Raw genomic sequence first — 15220 nt, forward strand, 5'->3', positions numbered from 1 at the left:
GACGAGCCGATGGCCGGCGTCGACCTCGGCTCGTCCATGATCAGCAGTTCGGGTTCGCCGGCCAGTGCGCGGGCGATCAGCACGCGCTGGTGCTGGCCGCCGGAGAGGGCGCTCACGGAGTCCTTGGCGCGGTCGGCCATGCCGACCAGCTCCAGGGCCCGGTGCACGGCCTCCCGGTCGCCCTTGCGGGTCGGGCCCAGCTTGGTGCGGGCCAGCCGGCCGGCCGAGACGACCTCGCGCACGGTCGCGGGAACCCCGCTCGCGGCGGTGGTGCGCTGCGGCACGTAGCCGATCCGCGCCCAGTCGCGGAAGCGGCGCCGCGGGGTGCCGAACAGCTCCAGGTCGCCGCCGGTGAGCGGGACCTGTCCGACGACGGCCCGGACGGCCGTGGACTTGCCGGAGCCGTTGGCGCCGAGGAGCGCGACGACCTCGCCGCGCCCCACGGTCAGGTCGACGCCGCGCAGCACCGGGCGGGAGCCCAGCGAGGCGGTGGCTCCGCGCAGCGATATGACGGGCTCCCGGTCGGGCTCCGCGGACTGCTCCATGACTGCCTCCATGGGTTGGGTGATCGTGGTCATCGGGCGCCGAGCGCCTTCCGCAGGGCGGTGAGGTTGGACTCCATGACCTCGAGGTAGTCGTGGCCCCTGGAGTCGTCCGTGATGCCCTCCAGGGGGTCGAGGACGTCCGTCTTCAGCTTCAGGTCCGAGGCGAGGGTCCGCGCGGTGGCGGGGCTGGCGAGGGTCTCGAAGAAGACCGTGCCCACGTGGTGCTCCTCGGCGAGCTTGTGCAGCTCCTTGACCCGGGCGGCGCTGGGCTCGGACTCGGGGTCGACGCCGCTGACGGACTCCTCGACCAGGCCGTAGCGCTCGGCGAGGTAGCCGAAGGCGGCGTGGGTGGTGATGAATGTGTCCGAGGTGCGGTGCGCGAGGCCGTCGCGGAACTTCTTGTCGAGGTCGCCGAGCTTGCCGGCCAGGGCGTCGGCGTTCCTCGTGTAGTCGGCGGCGTGGTCCGGGTCGGCCTCGGCGAGGGTCCTGGCGACGCCCTTGGCGACCTCGGCGTACTTCACGGGGTCGAGCCAGATGTGGGGGTCGGAGCCGCCCTCGTGCTCGGAGTGGGAGCTGTTGTCGCCGGTGGTGTGGTGCTCGCCGTCGACCTCGGTGCCGTGCTCCTCCAGGCCGGTGAAGGAGGCCGCGTCGGCGACGTGCTTGTTCTCGGACTGCTTGATCGCGGTGTCCACGGCGGGCTGGATGCCCTTGAGGTAGAGGACCGCGCCGGCTCTGGCGAGGGAGCCGGTCTGCCTCGGGGTGAGCTCCAGGTCGTGCGGCTCGGCGCCCGGCTTGGTCAGGGTGGTCACGCTGACGTGGTCGCCGCCGATCCGCTCGGCCAGGAACTGCATCGGATAGAACGAGGCCACGACCCGCAGCCTGCCGTCCGGCGTACGGGCCCCGGCGGTACCGGTAGAGCAGGCCGACAGCGTCACCAGGCCGAGCGCGGCGGCCGCGGCGACGACGGTGGCGGTTATTCGGCGGGACCGTGCGGCGCGGGACCGTATGGGACGGGTCCGTATGGGACGGATCGGGCATACGTTCATGACACTCATTTTCAACAAAGTTGGAAACGATTGTCAACAACAGCTGGGAAGGTCTCGGCTTGGTCTCGGTGGAGGCGTCCGGTCATGCCAAGGCCAGAGCCGATTTGGTTACGGGGGTGCCCGCGCCGGTAACCTGAATCATTCGCTGTTCGTCATCGCATTGAAGAGAGCACCGTGGCCGCCGACAAGATCGACACAATCGTCAGCCTGAGCAAGCGCCGTGGCTTCGTCTACCCGTGCAGTGAGATCTACGGCGGCCAGCGTGCCGCCTGGGACTACGGGCCGCTCGGCGTCGAGCTCAAGGAGAACATCAAGCGCCAGTGGTGGCGCTCCATGGTCACCTCGCGCGACGACGTGGTCGGTCTCGACTCGTCGGTGATCCTGGCCCGTGAGGTGTGGGAGGCGTCCGGTCACGTCGCCACCTTCACCGACCCGCTGACCGAGTGCACCTCCTGCCACAAGCGCTTCCGCGCGGACCACCTGGAGGAGGCGTACGAGGCCAAGCACGGCAAGCTTCCCGAGAACGGCCTCGCCGACATCAACTGCCCGCACTGCGGCAACAAGGGCGGCTTCACCGAGCCCAAGCAGTTCTCCGGCCTGCTCTCCACCCACCTCGGCCCCACCCAGGACACCGGCTCGGTGACCTACCTGCGTCCCGAGACGGCCCAGGGCATCTTCACCAACTTCGCCACCGTCCAGCAGACCTCGCGCAAGAAGCCGCCGTTCGGTATCGCCCAGACCGGCAAGTCCTTCCGCAACGAGATCACGCCGGGCAACTTCATCTTCCGGACCCGTGAGTTCGAGCAGATGGAGATGGAGTTCTTCGTCAAGCCGGGCGAGGACGAGACCTGGCACGAGTACTGGATGGAGCAGCGCTGGAACTGGTACACCGGCCTCGGCATGCGCGAGGAGAACATGCGGTGGTACGAGCACGCCAAGGAGAAGCTCTCCCACTACTCCAAGCGCACCGTTGACATCGAGTACCGCTTCAACTTCGGCGGCACCGAGTACTCGGAGCTGGAGGGCATCGCCAACCGCACCGACTACGACCTCAAGGCGCACTCCCAGGCCTCCGGCCAGGACCTGTCCTTCTTCGACCAGGAGGCCGGCGAGCGCTGGTTCCCGTACGTCATCGAGCCGGCGGCCGGTCTGAACCGCGCCATGCTCGCCTTCATGCTCGACGCGTACAACGAGGACGAGGCCCCCAACGCCAAGGGCGTCATGGAGAAGCGCACCGTCATGCGCCTCGACCCGCGCCTGGCCCCGGTCAAGGTCGCCGTCCTGCCGCTGTCCCGCAACCCGCAGCTCTCCCCGAAGGCCAAGGGCCTCGCGGCCGACCTGCGCAAGAACTGGAACATCGACTTCGACGACGCGGGCGCCATCGGCCGCCGCTACCGCCGCCAGGACGAGATCGGTACGCCGTTCTGCGTCACCGTCGACTTCGACACCCTGGACGACAACGCGGTGACCGTGCGCGAGCGCGACACCATGCAGCAGGAGCGCGTCTCCCTCGACCAGATCGAGGGCTACCTGGCCAGCCGCCTGCTCGGCTGCTGACCCGCTTGCCGCTCCGATCGTTCCCGAAGGCCCCGGCCTCCCGCTTCGGCGGGGAGCGGGGGCCTTCGGCTTCGGTGCCTGGATCAGACCTTCCAGTCCGCGGTGTCGAGCTCGCACTCGAAGGGGGCGGGGATGTGGACCTTGTCGCCCAACTTCACCTGCGTGTGCGCCCGGTACCCCCGGTCAGGCGTGGGGTCGGAGTACACGGTGATCGACTCCCGCAGTACGTCGACCAGCACGAAGACGGGGACCCCGGCCTTGCCGTAGACCTCGGTCTTCTCCTCGCGGTCGGCGTCGGCCGTCGCGCGAGAGGTCACCTCGCCGACCAGGGAAAGTGCCTCGCCGGGAGCGTAGATGCCCTTGACTTTCAGGGCTGACCAGTCGAGGACGTAAAAGTCCGGACCGTACGCCTTCGACTGCTCCGGGAACCGGAAGAGCCGGGGATGGCCCCGAGCCCGATGCCCCTCGGGCACGTTGGGAGTCAGCTGATCGATGGCGCTTTCGAGGATGTAGTCGTAGGAACACTGGGACCACGGTGACACGACGACATTCCCCCCGATGATCTCCGTTCGGTATCCATCCGGGAGACCTGCATCGACCTGCTCAAGAACCTGGCACAGCTCCTCGAACCCCCCGCGGGGCTCCGGGGACGGGCTTATCGACTGGGGCGTCGGTGTCTCGACCATGACTGCCATGATGCGCCTCCTGGCTTGAGTAAGCGTGGCGACACACACCGTAGCCGCCCCCACTGACAGCGGTGGTGCTGCTTGCACCACCGGGCGGGCACCCGTACCATCGCCCGCCGCTGATCAGGCCCTTTACCGTGTGGCCATGCCCTTCGTCGCTCTTCTCCTCCGCCCCTTCACCGGCGTCGGCCGCGCCGTCGCCTTTCTCGCCGCCGGTGCGCTGGTGCAGTTCGCCGCGCTGTGCGTACTGGCCGTGCCGTGGCTGACGGGCAGCGGGCCGACGGAGACGCTGAGCGTGCTGATCGCCCTGCTGGTGCCGCTCGGTGTGCTCGCCACGGCCGCGCCGCTGCTGACCACTGTGCAGCGGGCACGCTTCCGCAGCCGGCTCGGCGTGGAGATCCCCGCGCCGGAGAAGGGGGCGCTCCGCCGGCAGGTGCTCTACCACCTGCTGACCGGCCCGCTGCTCGCCACTGGCGGGGCGTGCGTGCTGCTGCTGTGGCCGGCCGCGGCGGCGGCCGCCGGGATCTACGTCTGGATCTGGGCGCTGCCGCCCGAGAACCGTCTGGAACACCTCGGTTACACCACCCAGGCCGCCTACATCACCGCCGCCGGCCTCGCCGGCCTGTACACGACGGCGTGGCTGTCCCGCGCGCTCGCACGGCTCGACACCCGCGCCGCCACGCGGCTCCTCGGCCCCAGCCGCGCCGAGCAACTGACGCGGCGGGTCGCCGAGGTCACCGAGAGCCGCGCCGGCGTCGTCGACGCCGCCGACGCCGAACGGCGCCGCATCGAGCGGGATCTGCACGACGGCGCCCAGCAGCGCCTGGTGTCCCTCGCGGTCAACCTGGGCCTGGCCAAGGCCACGCTGAGCGATCTGCCCGACGACGCGCGCAAGGTGATCGACGAGGCGCACCGCGAGGCCAAGGAGGCCATCGAGGAGCTGAGCAACCTCGTGCGCGGCCTGCACCCGGCCGTCCTGGAGGACCGCGGACTGGACGCCGCCCTGTCCGGCCTCGCCGACCGGGCGCCCCTGCCCGTACGGGTCACGGTGGACCTGGCGTCCCGGCCCGCGCCCGCGATCGAGGCCGTCGCCTACTTCGTCGTCTCCGAAACCCTGACCAACGCGGTCAAGCACGCCCGGGCGTCGGGGGTGGACGTCAGCGTCCGGCGCACCGGGGGGATACTGCTCGTCGTCGTCTCCGACGACGGCGTGGGCGGGGCGGACGGGAGCCGGGGGACCGGACTGGCCGGACTGGCCAAGCGCGTCGCGTCGGTGGACGGCACGTTCTCGATCAGCAGCCCCGTCGGGGGCCCGACCGTTGTGACCGTGGAGCTGCCGTGCGCGCTGTGATCGCCGAGGATTCCGTCCTGCTCCGGGTGGGCCTGGTGAAGGTTCTGGAGGCGGCCGGATTCGAGGTGGTCGCGGAGACCGGCGATGCGGAGTCCCTGCTCGCCGCCGTCGAGCGGCACGAGCCCGGCCTCGCCGTCCTCGACGTCCGCATGCCCCCCGGCTACACCGACGAGGGCGTCCGCGCCGCCCTCGCCGTGCGCGAGCGGTGGCCGGGCACGGCGGTGCTGCTGCTCTCCCAGTACGTCGAGGAGCGCTACGCCGTCGACCTGCTCACCGGGGACACGGCGGGCCTCGGCTATCTGCTCAAGCAGCGCGTCGCGGACGTCGAGGAGTTCATCGAGGTGCTGCGCCGCGTCGCCGCGGGCGGTACGGCCCTCGACCCGCAGGTCGTCTCCCAGCTGCTGGTCCGCCGGCACAGCGACCCCCTCGACCGCCTCACGGCCCGCGAGCGCGAGGTCCTCGCCGCCATGGCGGAGGGCCGCTCCAACGCGGGCATCGCGGAGCGACTGGTCGTCAGCGAGAGCGCCGTCGCGAAGCACATCAACAACATCCTGGCCAAGCTGGACCTGCCGAAGGCCGAGGCCGACCACCGGCGGGTGCTGGCGGTGCTGAGGTTCCTGGGCATCGGCTGAGCCGGTCCCGGTTAATCGTTCGACACCGGGCGCCCGGCCCGGGAGCATGCGCCCGGTGACACGCATCGACAAACGAACCGATACGCCGCCCACCGGGGACGAGCGTGCCGTGCTGACGACCTTCCTCGACTACGTCCGGGACACCGCCCGGTTCAAGTGCGAGGGCGTCTCCCCGGAGGACGCCCGCCGGGCCCCGCTGCCGGACTCCCCGCTGATGACCCTGTGCGGGCTGATCAGCCATCTGCGCTGGGTCGAGTACTACTGGTTCCAGGTCGTGTTCCTGGGCGAGGACGACGAGGGGCCCTGGACGGAGGAGGACCCCGACCGTGAGATGCGCATCGCGGTCGACGTGCCCCTGGCGGAACTGCTGGCCGATTACGAGGAACAGAGCGCCCGTTACCGGCGGCTGGTCGCCTCGTCCGACCTGGACGCGACGGCGAGGCGGGCCGTCAGGGACGGCTGGCACCCCAATCTGCGCTGGATCCTCTTCCACCTGATCGAGGAGACCGCCCGCCACAACGGGCACGCCGACATCCTGCGGGAACTGGCCGACGGCCGGACGGGGGCGTAGGGCCGGGCCCTACCGGGCCAGCCCGTTGAGGATCAGCTCGCACACCGTGTCGAACGCGGCCCCGATCTCCGGGCGGGACCATTCCGCCGCGTACGCGGGGTCGTGGAAGCGGTTGGTGGCGTCCCAGACGGCGCGGGCGGTCGCGGCGGGGTCGCAGGGGCGGAACTCGCCCGCGGCGACGCCGGATTCGACGATGCGGGACAACTGGCCGATCATCGTGTCGATGTGGCGCTCGACGGTGCCGCTGTTCTCGCCGGCCAGGACCATGTACGTCGCGAAGAGCTCCGGGTCGCCGCCGGCCTTGCGCCGCTTCGCGGCGAAGAGGGCTGTGAGCCAGGCGCGCAGGCGCGGGCCCGCCGGGCCCTCCTCCCCGGCGACGGCGGACAGTTCGGCGTGCGACTGGTCGAGCCAGCGATCGGTGACCGCCTCCCGCAGGGCGGCCTTGCTGCCGAAGTGGCGGTAGACGCTGCCGTGGCTGACACCGAGGGCCCGGGCCACGTCGACGACGGTGGCCTTGGCGGGGCCGAAGCGGCGCAGAACGTCCTCGGTGGCCTCGAGGATGCGGTCGGGGGTCAGCGGCGCGGGCGTCATGGGGGCGCGAGTTCCTTTCGGGGCGCACTGTGCGCCTGACAGGCACGGTACCTGCCGGTTGTGGGCAGGCGTTCCGCAGGGCGGAACGGGTGGGCACAACCGGTCACCGGAGTGCAGCCGGCGACGGCGCGTACCTCGTACCGGGCGCACCGAGTTCGGTGCGTGCCGTCAGTGTTCACTGTCCAGGTGGGCCATCTGGGCCTCCGGATACCGCGCCCCCGCGGCCGCGTCGGCCGGCACGGCTGCCTCGATCGCCGCGAGATCCGCCGCGTCGAGCGTGACGTCGAGTGCCCCCAGCGCCTCCGCGAGGCGGTCGCGGCGGCGGGCGCCGACGAGCGGGACGATGTCCTCGCCCCGGGCGAGGACCCAGGCGATGGCGGTCTGGGCGACAGTGACGCCCCGGCCCTCGGCGACCTTGCGCAGGGCGTCGACCAGGTCCAGGTTGCGCTGGAGGTTCTCGCCCTGGAAGCGCGGGCTCATGCCGCGGAAGTCGTTCGCGGCGAGCTGCCGGTCGCGGGTGAAGTGGCCGCTGATGAGGCCGCGGGAGAGGACGCCGTACGCGGTGACGCCGATGCCCAGTTCGCGGCAGGTGGGGAGGATCTCGTCCTCGATGCCGCGGGAGATCAGCGAGTACTCGATCTGCAGGTCCGTGACCGGGACGACGGACGCGGCGCGGCGGATCGTCTCCGCGCCCACCTCGGACAGGCCGATGTGGCGGACGTGGCCGGCCTCGACGAGCTCGGCGATGGCGCCCACGGTCTCCTCGATCGGCACGTCCGGGTCGACGCGGGCGATGCGGTAGATGTCGATGTGGCCGGTGCCCAGCCGCTGGAGCGAGTACGCGGCGAAGGTCTTCACGGCCTGCGGGCGGCCGTCGTAACCGGACCAGTTGCCGTCCGGATCGCGCAGGGCGCCGAACTTGACGCTGGTGACGGCGTTCTCGCGGTGGGCGGCGCCGGCGGTGCGCAGGGCCTCGCCGATCAGCAGCTCGTTGTGGCCCATGCCGTAGAAGTCACCGGTGTCGAGCAGGGTGACGCCGGCGTCGAGGGCGGCGTGGATGGTGGCGATCGACTCGTCGCGGTCGGCGTCGCCGTAGAGGGCGGACATGCCCATGCAGCCGAGGCCGAGCGCGGAGACGCGGGGACCGGTGGTGCCGAGGGTGCGGTGCTGCACGAGGGGGCTCCTTCGGAAAGGGGGCGGTACACAGGAAGAGTCGCACATGGAATGACAGATTTCAATATCTGTCATTCCATGTGTTTCCCGTGTGTCGTCGTCCGTGCGCCGCCCCGCCCCGCCGCCTCAGCGAACGGTCCGCGGCAACCGCAGGCTCAGCACCACGTTGGCCCCCACCAGCACCAGCTGCACCAGGAACGTCACCGCGAGGGCGTCCCGCATGCCCATCGAGGGCGTCAGGGACAGGAACAGCGAGCCGAGCGTGGCGACGCCGAGCGCCATGAAGGACTGCTGGGTCGTCACCATGACGCCGCTGCCGACCCCGGCCTGCGCGGCCGGCACCTCGCTGAGCACCGTCCGCAGCGTCAGCGGCATCAGCAACCCCTGGCCCAGGCCCTGCACGGCCATCGCGGGCCCCGGGCCGAACGCGCCCAGGCCGTCCCAGCCCCAGAAGAACGTGGCCGTCACCCCGGCGAGCCCGATCGCCTGGATCACGGCACCGGCCGTCACCGCGCGCCGCCCGTACCGGGCGGCCAGACGCGGACCGGCCAGCGAACCGAGGAAGAACGTGACGCACATCGGCACCAGCGCCATCCCCGCCGCCAGCGGACCGAGCCGCAGGCCCTCCTGCAGGGCCACCGCCAGGACGAACATGAAGCCGCCCCAGCCGACGGAGAACGGCGCGATCACCGCCAGCCCGCTGCGCACCGAGCGGATCCGCAGCAGCGACGGCGGCACCAGCGGCGACCGCCCGGCGCGCTCGGCCCGCCGCTCCACGACCACCAGCGCCGCCGCGGCGCACGGGAAGACCGCCAGCAGCACCCACGCCCACACCGGCCAGCCCAGCGAGCGGCCCTCGGTCAGCGGCAGCAGCAGCGTCACCAGGGTCAGCGACAGCAGCACCGTGCCCGGCCCGTCCACCCGCTGCGGGGTGGCCGAGCGGGTCTCCGGAACCGTCCGCAGCGCCAGGAGCAGGGCGACCGCCGCGATCGGCGCGTTGAGCAGGAAGATCGACCGCCAGCCGCTGCCCAGCAGATCGGCGGAGACCAGCACGCCGCCGAGCACCTGCCCGACCGCCGACGCGACACCCGCTATGCAGCTGTACAGGCTCAGCGCCTTGGTGCGCCGCGTACCGCTGGTCGTCGCCTGGATCGTGGCCAGCACCTGCGGCAGCATGAGCGCGGACGCGGCCCCCTGGGCCACCCGGGCCGCCACCAGCGTCCACGGCGTCGGGGCGAGCCCGCAGGCCACCGAGGTGACACCGAAGGCGGCCGTGCCCCACAGGAACAGCCGGCGGCGGCCCACCATGTCGCCGAGCCGGCCGCCGAGCACGAGCAGCACGGCGTAGGCCACGCCGTAGCCGCCGACCACCATCTCCAGCAGCGCCGGTCCGGCGTGCAGGTCACGGCCGATGGTGGGGAGCGCGACATTGACGATGAAGAAGTCGATGAACGGCAGCGCGGCACCGGTCAGCAGGGTCGCCAGCCCCGCCGCACCCAGGGCGGGGGAGGGGAGCGGGGCCGACGTCGTCGAGGAGGCCGAGGAGGGGGACGGGGTCGCGGACGGGGACGGGGGCGGGGACGGTATCCGGGTGTCGGTTTCGGTCACGGATACGACGATGGCGGAGTCCTCAGCCGGGTACCAGAGCCTCCTCATCCTGGTACCAGCAGTACCTGGCAACAGGATCCGCCGTCCCGCACCCTGGAACGCATGACCACGATGGTGACGGAGACCCCCCGGCCGGTTCCCCCGGCCGCCCCGGCGGCCGCCCGCGCGACGGCCCCGACCGTGCCGCCCGCCCCCGACGAGGTGCGCCGCGCCGAGCTCGCCGCGTTCCTGCGCAGCCGCCGCGAGCGCATCACGCCCGAGCAGGCCGGCCTGCCGCGCGGCCCCCGCCGCCGTACGCCGGGCCTGCGCCGCGAGGAGGTCGCGCAGCTCGCCGCCGTCGGGGTCACCTGGTACACGTGGATCGAGCAGGCCCGCGACATACAGGTCTCGGCCCAGGTGCTGGACGCCATAGCCCGGGCCCTGATGCTCGACCGCGACGAGCGCGCCCACCTCTTCGCCCTGGCGAACATCGCCGATCCCCTGCCGGGCACCGCGCACACGGGCGTCTCGGCCGCCCTGCGGCAGATGCTGGAGCAGCTGGAGCCGCTGCCGGCCTGTGTGCAGAACGCGCGCTACGACATCCTCGCCTACAACCGCACGTACGGCCGGCTGCTGTGCGATCTCGACGAGCTGCCGCCGGAGGAGCGCAACTGCCTGTGGCTGCACTTCACCCACCCGCAGTGGGCGATCCGCATGGGCGACCGGGACGAGGTGCTCCGGGCCATCGCCGCGAAGTTCCGCGCCGCGATGGCCGAGCACATCGCCGAACCGGCCTGGAAGTGCCTGCTCAAGCGGTTGCAGGACACCTCGCCCGAGTTCCGCCGGCTCTGGGCCCGGCACGAGGTGGTGTCGCCGGAGGGCGGCCACCGGGTGCGCCTCATCGACCAGCCGGACGTGGGTCCGCTGCGGATGACCTTCACCAGCCTGTGGGTCGACCCCGGTCCCGGCACCCGGCTGCTGACCTTCACCCCCGCCGACCACGAGAGCCGCGAGCGCCTCGACCGGCTGCACGACCTGATACGCGCGGAGCGGCGGGACGGGCAGCCCGGCGGCACCCCCGAATGAGGGACAATGGACGGTCCCCCGTCCCCCGCACTACCGAGGAAGCCCCTTCCATGACGCAGCTGAAGATCGGCCCGCACTCCGTGCAGCCGCCGGTGGTCCTGGCCCCGATGGCGGGCATCACCAACGCGCCCTTCCGCACGCTGTGCCGCGAGTTCTCCGAGGGCAAGGGGCTCTTCGTCAGCGAGATGATCACGACGCGGGCGCTGGTCGAGCGCAACGAGAAGACCATGCAGCTCATCCACTTCGACGAGACCGAGAAGCCGCGCTCGATCCAGCTCTACGGCGTCGACCCGGTCACCGTCGGCCAGGCCGTCCGCATGATCGTGGCAGAGGACCTCGCCGACCACATCGACCTCAACTTCGGCTGCCCCGTCCCCAAGGTCACCCGCAAGGGCGGCGGCTCCGCGCTGCCCTACAAGCGGAACCTGCTGCGCTCGATCCTGCGCGAGGCGGTCGGCAACGCCGGGGCGCTGCCGGTGACGATGAAGATGCGCAAGGGCATCGACGACGATCACCTCACCTACCTCGACGCCGGCCGGATCGCCGTCGAGGAGGGCGTGACCGCCATCGCCCTGCACGGCCGCACCGCCGCCCAGCACTACAGCGGCACCGCCGACTGGGAGGCGATCGCGCGGCTGAAGGAGGCCGTGCCGGAGATCCCCGTGCTGGGGAACGGCGACATCTGGTCGGCCGGCGACGCCGTCCGGATGATGCGGGAGACCGGCTGCGACGGCGTCGTCGTCGGCCGTGGCTGCCTGGGCCGGCCGTGGCTCTTCGGCGACCTGGTGGCCGCCTTCGAGGGCCGGGGCGAGGCCGCCTACGCCCGTCCCACCCTGAAGGAGGTGGGCCGCGTGATGCTGCGCCACGCCGAGCTGCTGGGCGAGTGGCTGGGGAACGAGCAGCGCGGCGTCATCGACTTCCGCAAGCACGTCGCCTGGTACACCAAGGGCTTCTCGGTCGGCTCGGAGCTGCGCAAGAAACTCGCGATCGCCTCGTCCCTGGACGAACTGGACGCTCTTTTGAGCGAGCTCGATCTGGACCAGCCGTGGCCCGCCGGCGCGGACGGCCCGCGCGGCCGTACGTCGGGGCGTGACCGCGTCGTGCTGCCGGACGGCTGGCTGGACGATCCGTACGACTGCGCGACCGTCGGAGCCGACGCGGAACTTGACACTTCCGGTGGCTGAGAGCCGTCGTCGGTGGCGTGATTCTCGCCACCTCTGATCGGGGTGCCGCTCAGATGAGCGGTCAATGAGGGGATGCACCTTTCCAAGGGGTGGCACTGCGTGCCACCCCTTTTGATTTCACTGCCCGATGGCACGGGAAGGGATGATTCGCAACAATGTGACTAATCGGGCGCGATTTTGCGACCGTCGACCGCGTTGAGTTCAAGAGTTGAACGCATCTGGTTGAAACCTCTTCTTGGCCGTTGCCTTTCGATCTGCTGGTGGACGGGCGGTTACGCCCGTAGGACGGCGGAGTAGACCTCCCTAGAAGCCTTCGATCTGGGTACGCTCCCCGCCGTCAGGGCAGCCCCTCCCCCCAAGTCGTGTCCGGGAGGCCCCAGTGAGGAGTCGAGTCCCGTGCCGGTAACCGAAGATCGCCAGAAGTTCGTCTACGACTTCACCGAGGGCAACAAGGACCTCAAGGACCTGCTCGGCGGAAAGGGTGCGAACCTCGCCGAGATGACCAACCTCGGTCTGCCCGTCCCCCCGGGCTTCACGATCAGCACCGAGGCCTGCAAGGTCTACCTGGAGGACGGCGCCGAGCCGGCGCGGATGCGCGACGAGGTCACCGCCCACCTGGCGGCGCTCGAGGAGCACATGGGCAAGAAGCTCGGCCAGGCCGACGACCCGCTGCTCGTCTCGGTGCGTTCGGGCGCCAAGTTCTCCATGCCGGGCATGATGGACACCGTCCTGAACATCGGCCTCTCCGACGCCTCCGTGACCGGGCTCGCCGCCCAGTCCGGCGACGAGCGGTTCGCCTGGGACTCCTACCGCCGGCTCATCCAGATGTTCGGCAAGACCGTGCTGGGCGTCGACGGCGAGCTCTTCGAGGAGGCCCTGGAGGAGGCCAAGCGCGCCAAGGGCGTCACCACCGACGTCGAGCTCGGCGCCGAGGACCTGAAGCGCCTGGTCGAGGAGTTCAAGGGCATCGTCGCCAAGGAGACCGGCCGCGACTTCCCGCAGGAGCCGCGCGAGCAGATGGACCTCGCCATACGCGCGGTCTTCGACTCCTGGAACGGCGACCGCGCCAAGCTCTACCGCCGCCAGGAGCGCATCCCGCACGACCTCGGCACCGCCGTCAACATCTGCACCATGGTCTTCGGCAACCTCGGCCCCGACTCCGGCACCGGCGTCGCCTTCACCCGCGACCCCGCCAGCGGCCACCAGGGCGTCTACGGCGACTACCTGCAGAACGCCCAGGGCGAGGACGTCGTCGCGGGCATCCGCAACACCATGCCGCTCGCCGAGCTGGAGCGCATCGACAAGACGTCGTACGACCGGCTGATGCAGATCATGGAGACGCTCGAAACGCACTACAAGGACCTGTGCGACATCGAGTTCACCATCGAGCGCGGCAAGCTCTGGATGCTCCAGACCCGGGTCGGCAAGCGCACCGCCGGTGCCGCCTTCCGCATCGCCACCCAGCTCGTCGACCAGGGCCTGATCGACGAGGCCGAGGCGCTCCAGCGGGTGACCGGCGCCCAGCTGGCCCAGCTGATGTTCCCGCGCTTCGACGAGAAGGCGGCCACCGACCTCATCGGCCGCGGCATCGCCGCCTCGCCGGGCGCGGCGGTCGGCAAGGCGGTCTTCGACTCGTACACCGCCGTGAAGTGGTCGCGCTCGGGCGAGAAGGTCATCCTCATCCGCCGCGAGACCAACCCCGACGACCTCGACGGCATGATCGCCGCCCAGGGCATCCTCACCTCGCGCGGCGGCAAGACCTCGCACGCGGCCGTCGTCGCCCGCGGCATGGGCAAGACCTGCGTCTGCGGCGCCGAGGAGCTGGACGTCGACACCAAGCAGCGCCGGATGACGGCCCCGGGCGGCGTCGTCGTCCACGAGGGCGACGTCGTCTCCATCGACGGCTCCACCGGCAAGGTCTACCTCGGCGAGGTGCCCGTCGTGCCGTCCCCGGTCGTCGAGTACTTCGAGGGCCGCGTCGACCCGGCCGCCGACGATGCCGAGGACCTGGTCAAGGCCGTGCACCGGCTGATGTCGTACGCCGACCGCACCCGCCGGCTGCACGTGCGCGCCAACGCCGACAACGCCGAGGACGCGGCCCGCGCCCGCCGCTTCGGCGCCCAGGGCATCGGCCTGTGCCGCACCGAGCACATGTTCCTCGGTGAGCGCCGCGAGCTGGTCGAGCGCCTCATCCTCGCCGACACCGACGCCGAGCGTGACGAGGCCCTCGACGCCCTGCTGCCGCTCCAGAAGAGCGACTTCGTCGAGCTCTTCGAGGCCATGGACGGGCTGCCGGTCACGGTCCGGCTGCTCGACCCGCCGCTGCACGAGTTCCTGCCCGACATCACCGACCTGTCGGTGCGCGTCGCGCTCGCCGAGTCCCGCAACGAGGCGAACGAGAACGAACTGCGCCTGCTCCAGGCCGTGCACAAGCTCCACGAGCAGAACCCGATGCTCGGGCTGCGCGGCGTCCGGCTCGGCCTGGTCATCCCCGGCCTGTTCGCCATGCAGGTCCGCGCCATCGCCGAGGCGGCGGCCGAGCGCCGCGCCGCCGGGGGCGACCCGCGCGCCGAGATCATGATCCCGCTGGTCGGCACCGTCCAGGAGCTGGAGATCGTCCGCGAGGAGTCCGAGCGCGTCATCGCCGGCGTCGAGTCCGCCACCGGCACCGACCTCGGCCTCAGCCTCGGCACGATGATCGAGCTGCCGCGCGCCGCGCTGACGGCCGGCCAGATCGCCGAGGCGGCCGAGTTCTTCTCCTTCGGCACGAACGACCTCACCCAGACGGTGTGGGGCTTCTCCCGCGACGACGTCGAGGCCAGCTTCTTCACCGCCTACCTGGAGAAGGGCATCTTCGGCGTCAGCCCGTTCGAGACGATCGACAGGGACGGCGTGGGCTCGCTCGTCCGCGCCGCCGCGGAGGCCGGCCGGCGCACCCGCCCGGACCTCAAGCTCGGCGTCTGCGGCGAGCACGGCGGTGACCCGGAGTCGGTCCACTTCTTCCACGAGGTGGGGCTGGACTACGTCTCCTGCTCGCCGTTCCGCATCCCCGTCGCCCGCCTGGAGGCGGGCCGCGCGGCCGCGGAGTCCACGGGCAGCGACAGCCGCTGACGCTCTCCGCCGGGACGCAGGCTGCGTCCGCCGCTCTGTGGGCAGGCGTTCCGCTTGGCGGAACGGGTGGGCACAGAGCGGCCACCGGGTCGCACCGGGC

General features: G+C 71.4%; 13 protein-coding genes. 7 read left to right on the top strand and 6 right to left on the bottom strand.

Features of this window, described 5'->3' with window-relative positions; all coding sequences use genetic code 11:
• Together AB0K09_RS18655 and AB0K09_RS18660 are read right to left on the bottom strand one after the other, a co-directional pair.
• On the bottom strand, positions 1 to 545 hold a 545-nt coding region (locus AB0K09_RS18655; protein ID WP_366066462.1), incomplete at its 3' end, for a metal ABC transporter ATP-binding protein.
• A gap of 29 nt (positions 546 to 574) precedes the next feature.
• Positions 575 to 1591, bottom strand: coding sequence for a metal ABC transporter substrate-binding protein (locus AB0K09_RS18660; protein WP_366066463.1), 1017 nt, complete (start codon positions 1589 to 1591; stop codon positions 575 to 577).
• Between the two features lie 174 nt (positions 1592 to 1765).
• Between AB0K09_RS18660 and AB0K09_RS18665 the strand changes: the two genes are divergently transcribed.
• The gene (locus AB0K09_RS18665) at positions 1766 to 3148 is read left to right on the top strand and encodes a glycine--tRNA ligase (protein ID WP_366066464.1); all 1383 of its coding nucleotides are present in this window, start codon (positions 1766 to 1768) and stop codon (positions 3146 to 3148) included.
• A gap of 83 nt (positions 3149 to 3231) precedes the next feature.
• Here the strand turns inward: AB0K09_RS18665 and AB0K09_RS18670 are convergent, their stop codons facing one another.
• Complete coding sequence (locus AB0K09_RS18670; RefSeq protein WP_366066465.1) at positions 3232 to 3843, bottom strand: Uma2 family endonuclease; 612 nt, start codon at positions 3841 to 3843, stop codon at positions 3232 to 3234.
• A gap of 136 nt (positions 3844 to 3979) precedes the next feature.
• On the opposite strand from AB0K09_RS18670, the gene AB0K09_RS18675 reads away from it, so the two are divergent.
• Genes AB0K09_RS18675 through AB0K09_RS18685 form a run of 3 tightly spaced genes read left to right on the top strand, consistent with a single transcriptional unit; the run spans position 3980 to position 6388 of the window.
• Complete coding sequence (locus tag AB0K09_RS18675) at positions 3980 to 5185, top strand: histidine kinase (RefSeq protein ID WP_366066466.1); 1206 nt, start codon at positions 3980 to 3982, stop codon at positions 5183 to 5185.
• Positions 5173 to 5817, top strand: a complete 645-nt coding sequence (locus AB0K09_RS18680) for a response regulator transcription factor (RefSeq protein ID WP_366066467.1) — start codon at positions 5173 to 5175, stop codon at positions 5815 to 5817. Before AB0K09_RS18675 ends, AB0K09_RS18680 begins: the two co-directional genes overlap by 13 nt.
• A gap of 46 nt (positions 5818 to 5863) precedes the next feature.
• A complete protein-coding gene (locus AB0K09_RS18685; RefSeq protein ID WP_366066468.1) occupies positions 5864 to 6388 on the top strand; it encodes a DinB family protein in 525 nt (174 codons plus the stop codon).
• A gap of 9 nt (positions 6389 to 6397) precedes the next feature.
• Here AB0K09_RS18685 and AB0K09_RS18690 read toward each other — a convergent pair whose 3' ends face one another.
• The 3 genes from AB0K09_RS18690 to AB0K09_RS18700 all read right to left on the bottom strand — a co-directional run bounded on the left by AB0K09_RS18690 (position 6398) and on the right by AB0K09_RS18700 (position 9808).
• Complete coding sequence (locus AB0K09_RS18690) at positions 6398 to 6979, bottom strand: TetR family transcriptional regulator (protein ID WP_366066469.1); 582 nt, start codon at positions 6977 to 6979, stop codon at positions 6398 to 6400.
• A 168-nt stretch (positions 6980 to 7147) separates the two neighbouring features.
• A complete protein-coding gene (locus AB0K09_RS18695) occupies positions 7148 to 8152 on the bottom strand; it encodes an aldo/keto reductase (protein WP_366066470.1) in 1005 nt (334 codons plus the stop codon).
• Positions 8153 to 8278: 126 nt separating this feature from the next.
• Positions 8279 to 9808, bottom strand: coding sequence for an MFS transporter (locus AB0K09_RS18700; RefSeq protein ID WP_366066471.1), 1530 nt, complete (start codon positions 9806 to 9808; stop codon positions 8279 to 8281).
• A 54-nt stretch (positions 9809 to 9862) separates the two neighbouring features.
• Here AB0K09_RS18700 and AB0K09_RS18705 point away from each other — a divergent pair, with 54 nt between their 5' ends.
• The 3 genes from AB0K09_RS18705 to ppdK all read left to right on the top strand — a co-directional run bounded on the left by AB0K09_RS18705 (position 9863) and on the right by ppdK (position 15120).
• Entirely contained in the window at positions 9863 to 10825 is a 963-nt protein-coding gene (locus AB0K09_RS18705; protein WP_366066472.1) for a helix-turn-helix transcriptional regulator, read from the top strand.
• A gap of 50 nt (positions 10826 to 10875) precedes the next feature.
• On the top strand, positions 10876 to 12009 hold the full coding sequence (gene dusB / locus AB0K09_RS18710) for a tRNA dihydrouridine synthase DusB (protein WP_366066473.1): 1134 nt from the start codon (positions 10876 to 10878) through the stop codon (positions 12007 to 12009).
• Positions 12010 to 12405: 396 nt separating this feature from the next.
• Complete coding sequence (ppdK, locus tag AB0K09_RS18715; RefSeq protein ID WP_366066474.1) at positions 12406 to 15120, top strand: pyruvate, phosphate dikinase; 2715 nt, start codon at positions 12406 to 12408, stop codon at positions 15118 to 15120.
• The last annotated feature ends 100 nt before the right edge of the window (positions 15121 to 15220 follow it).

Origin of the sequence: Streptomyces sp. NPDC049577, from assembly GCF_040675635.1 — a bacterium.
In the GTDB taxonomy this organism is placed as follows: domain Bacteria; phylum Actinomycetota; class Actinomycetes; order Streptomycetales; family Streptomycetaceae; genus Streptomyces.

Coding starts and splice junctions, on each gene's coding strand:
- AB0K09_RS18660 (WP_366066463.1), bottom strand. CDS start 1,591: ATGAACGTATGCCCGATCCGTCCCATACGGACCCGTCCCATACGGTCC.
- AB0K09_RS18670 (WP_366066465.1), bottom strand. CDS start 3,843: ATGGCAGTCATGGTCGAGACACCGACGCCCCAGTCGATAAGCCCGTCC.
- AB0K09_RS18675 (WP_366066466.1), top strand. CDS start 3,980: ATGCCCTTCGTCGCTCTTCTCCTCCGCCCCTTCACCGGCGTCGGCCGC.
- AB0K09_RS18685 (WP_366066468.1), top strand. CDS start 5,864: ATGCGCCCGGTGACACGCATCGACAAACGAACCGATACGCCGCCCACC.
- AB0K09_RS18690 (WP_366066469.1), bottom strand. CDS start 6,979: ATGACGCCCGCGCCGCTGACCCCCGACCGCATCCTCGAGGCCACCGAG.
- AB0K09_RS18700 (WP_366066471.1), bottom strand. CDS start 9,808: ATGAGGAGGCTCTGGTACCCGGCTGAGGACTCCGCCATCGTCGTATCC.
- AB0K09_RS18705 (WP_366066472.1), top strand. CDS start 9,863: ATGACCACGATGGTGACGGAGACCCCCCGGCCGGTTCCCCCGGCCGCC.
- dusB (WP_366066473.1), top strand. CDS start 10,876: ATGACGCAGCTGAAGATCGGCCCGCACTCCGTGCAGCCGCCGGTGGTC.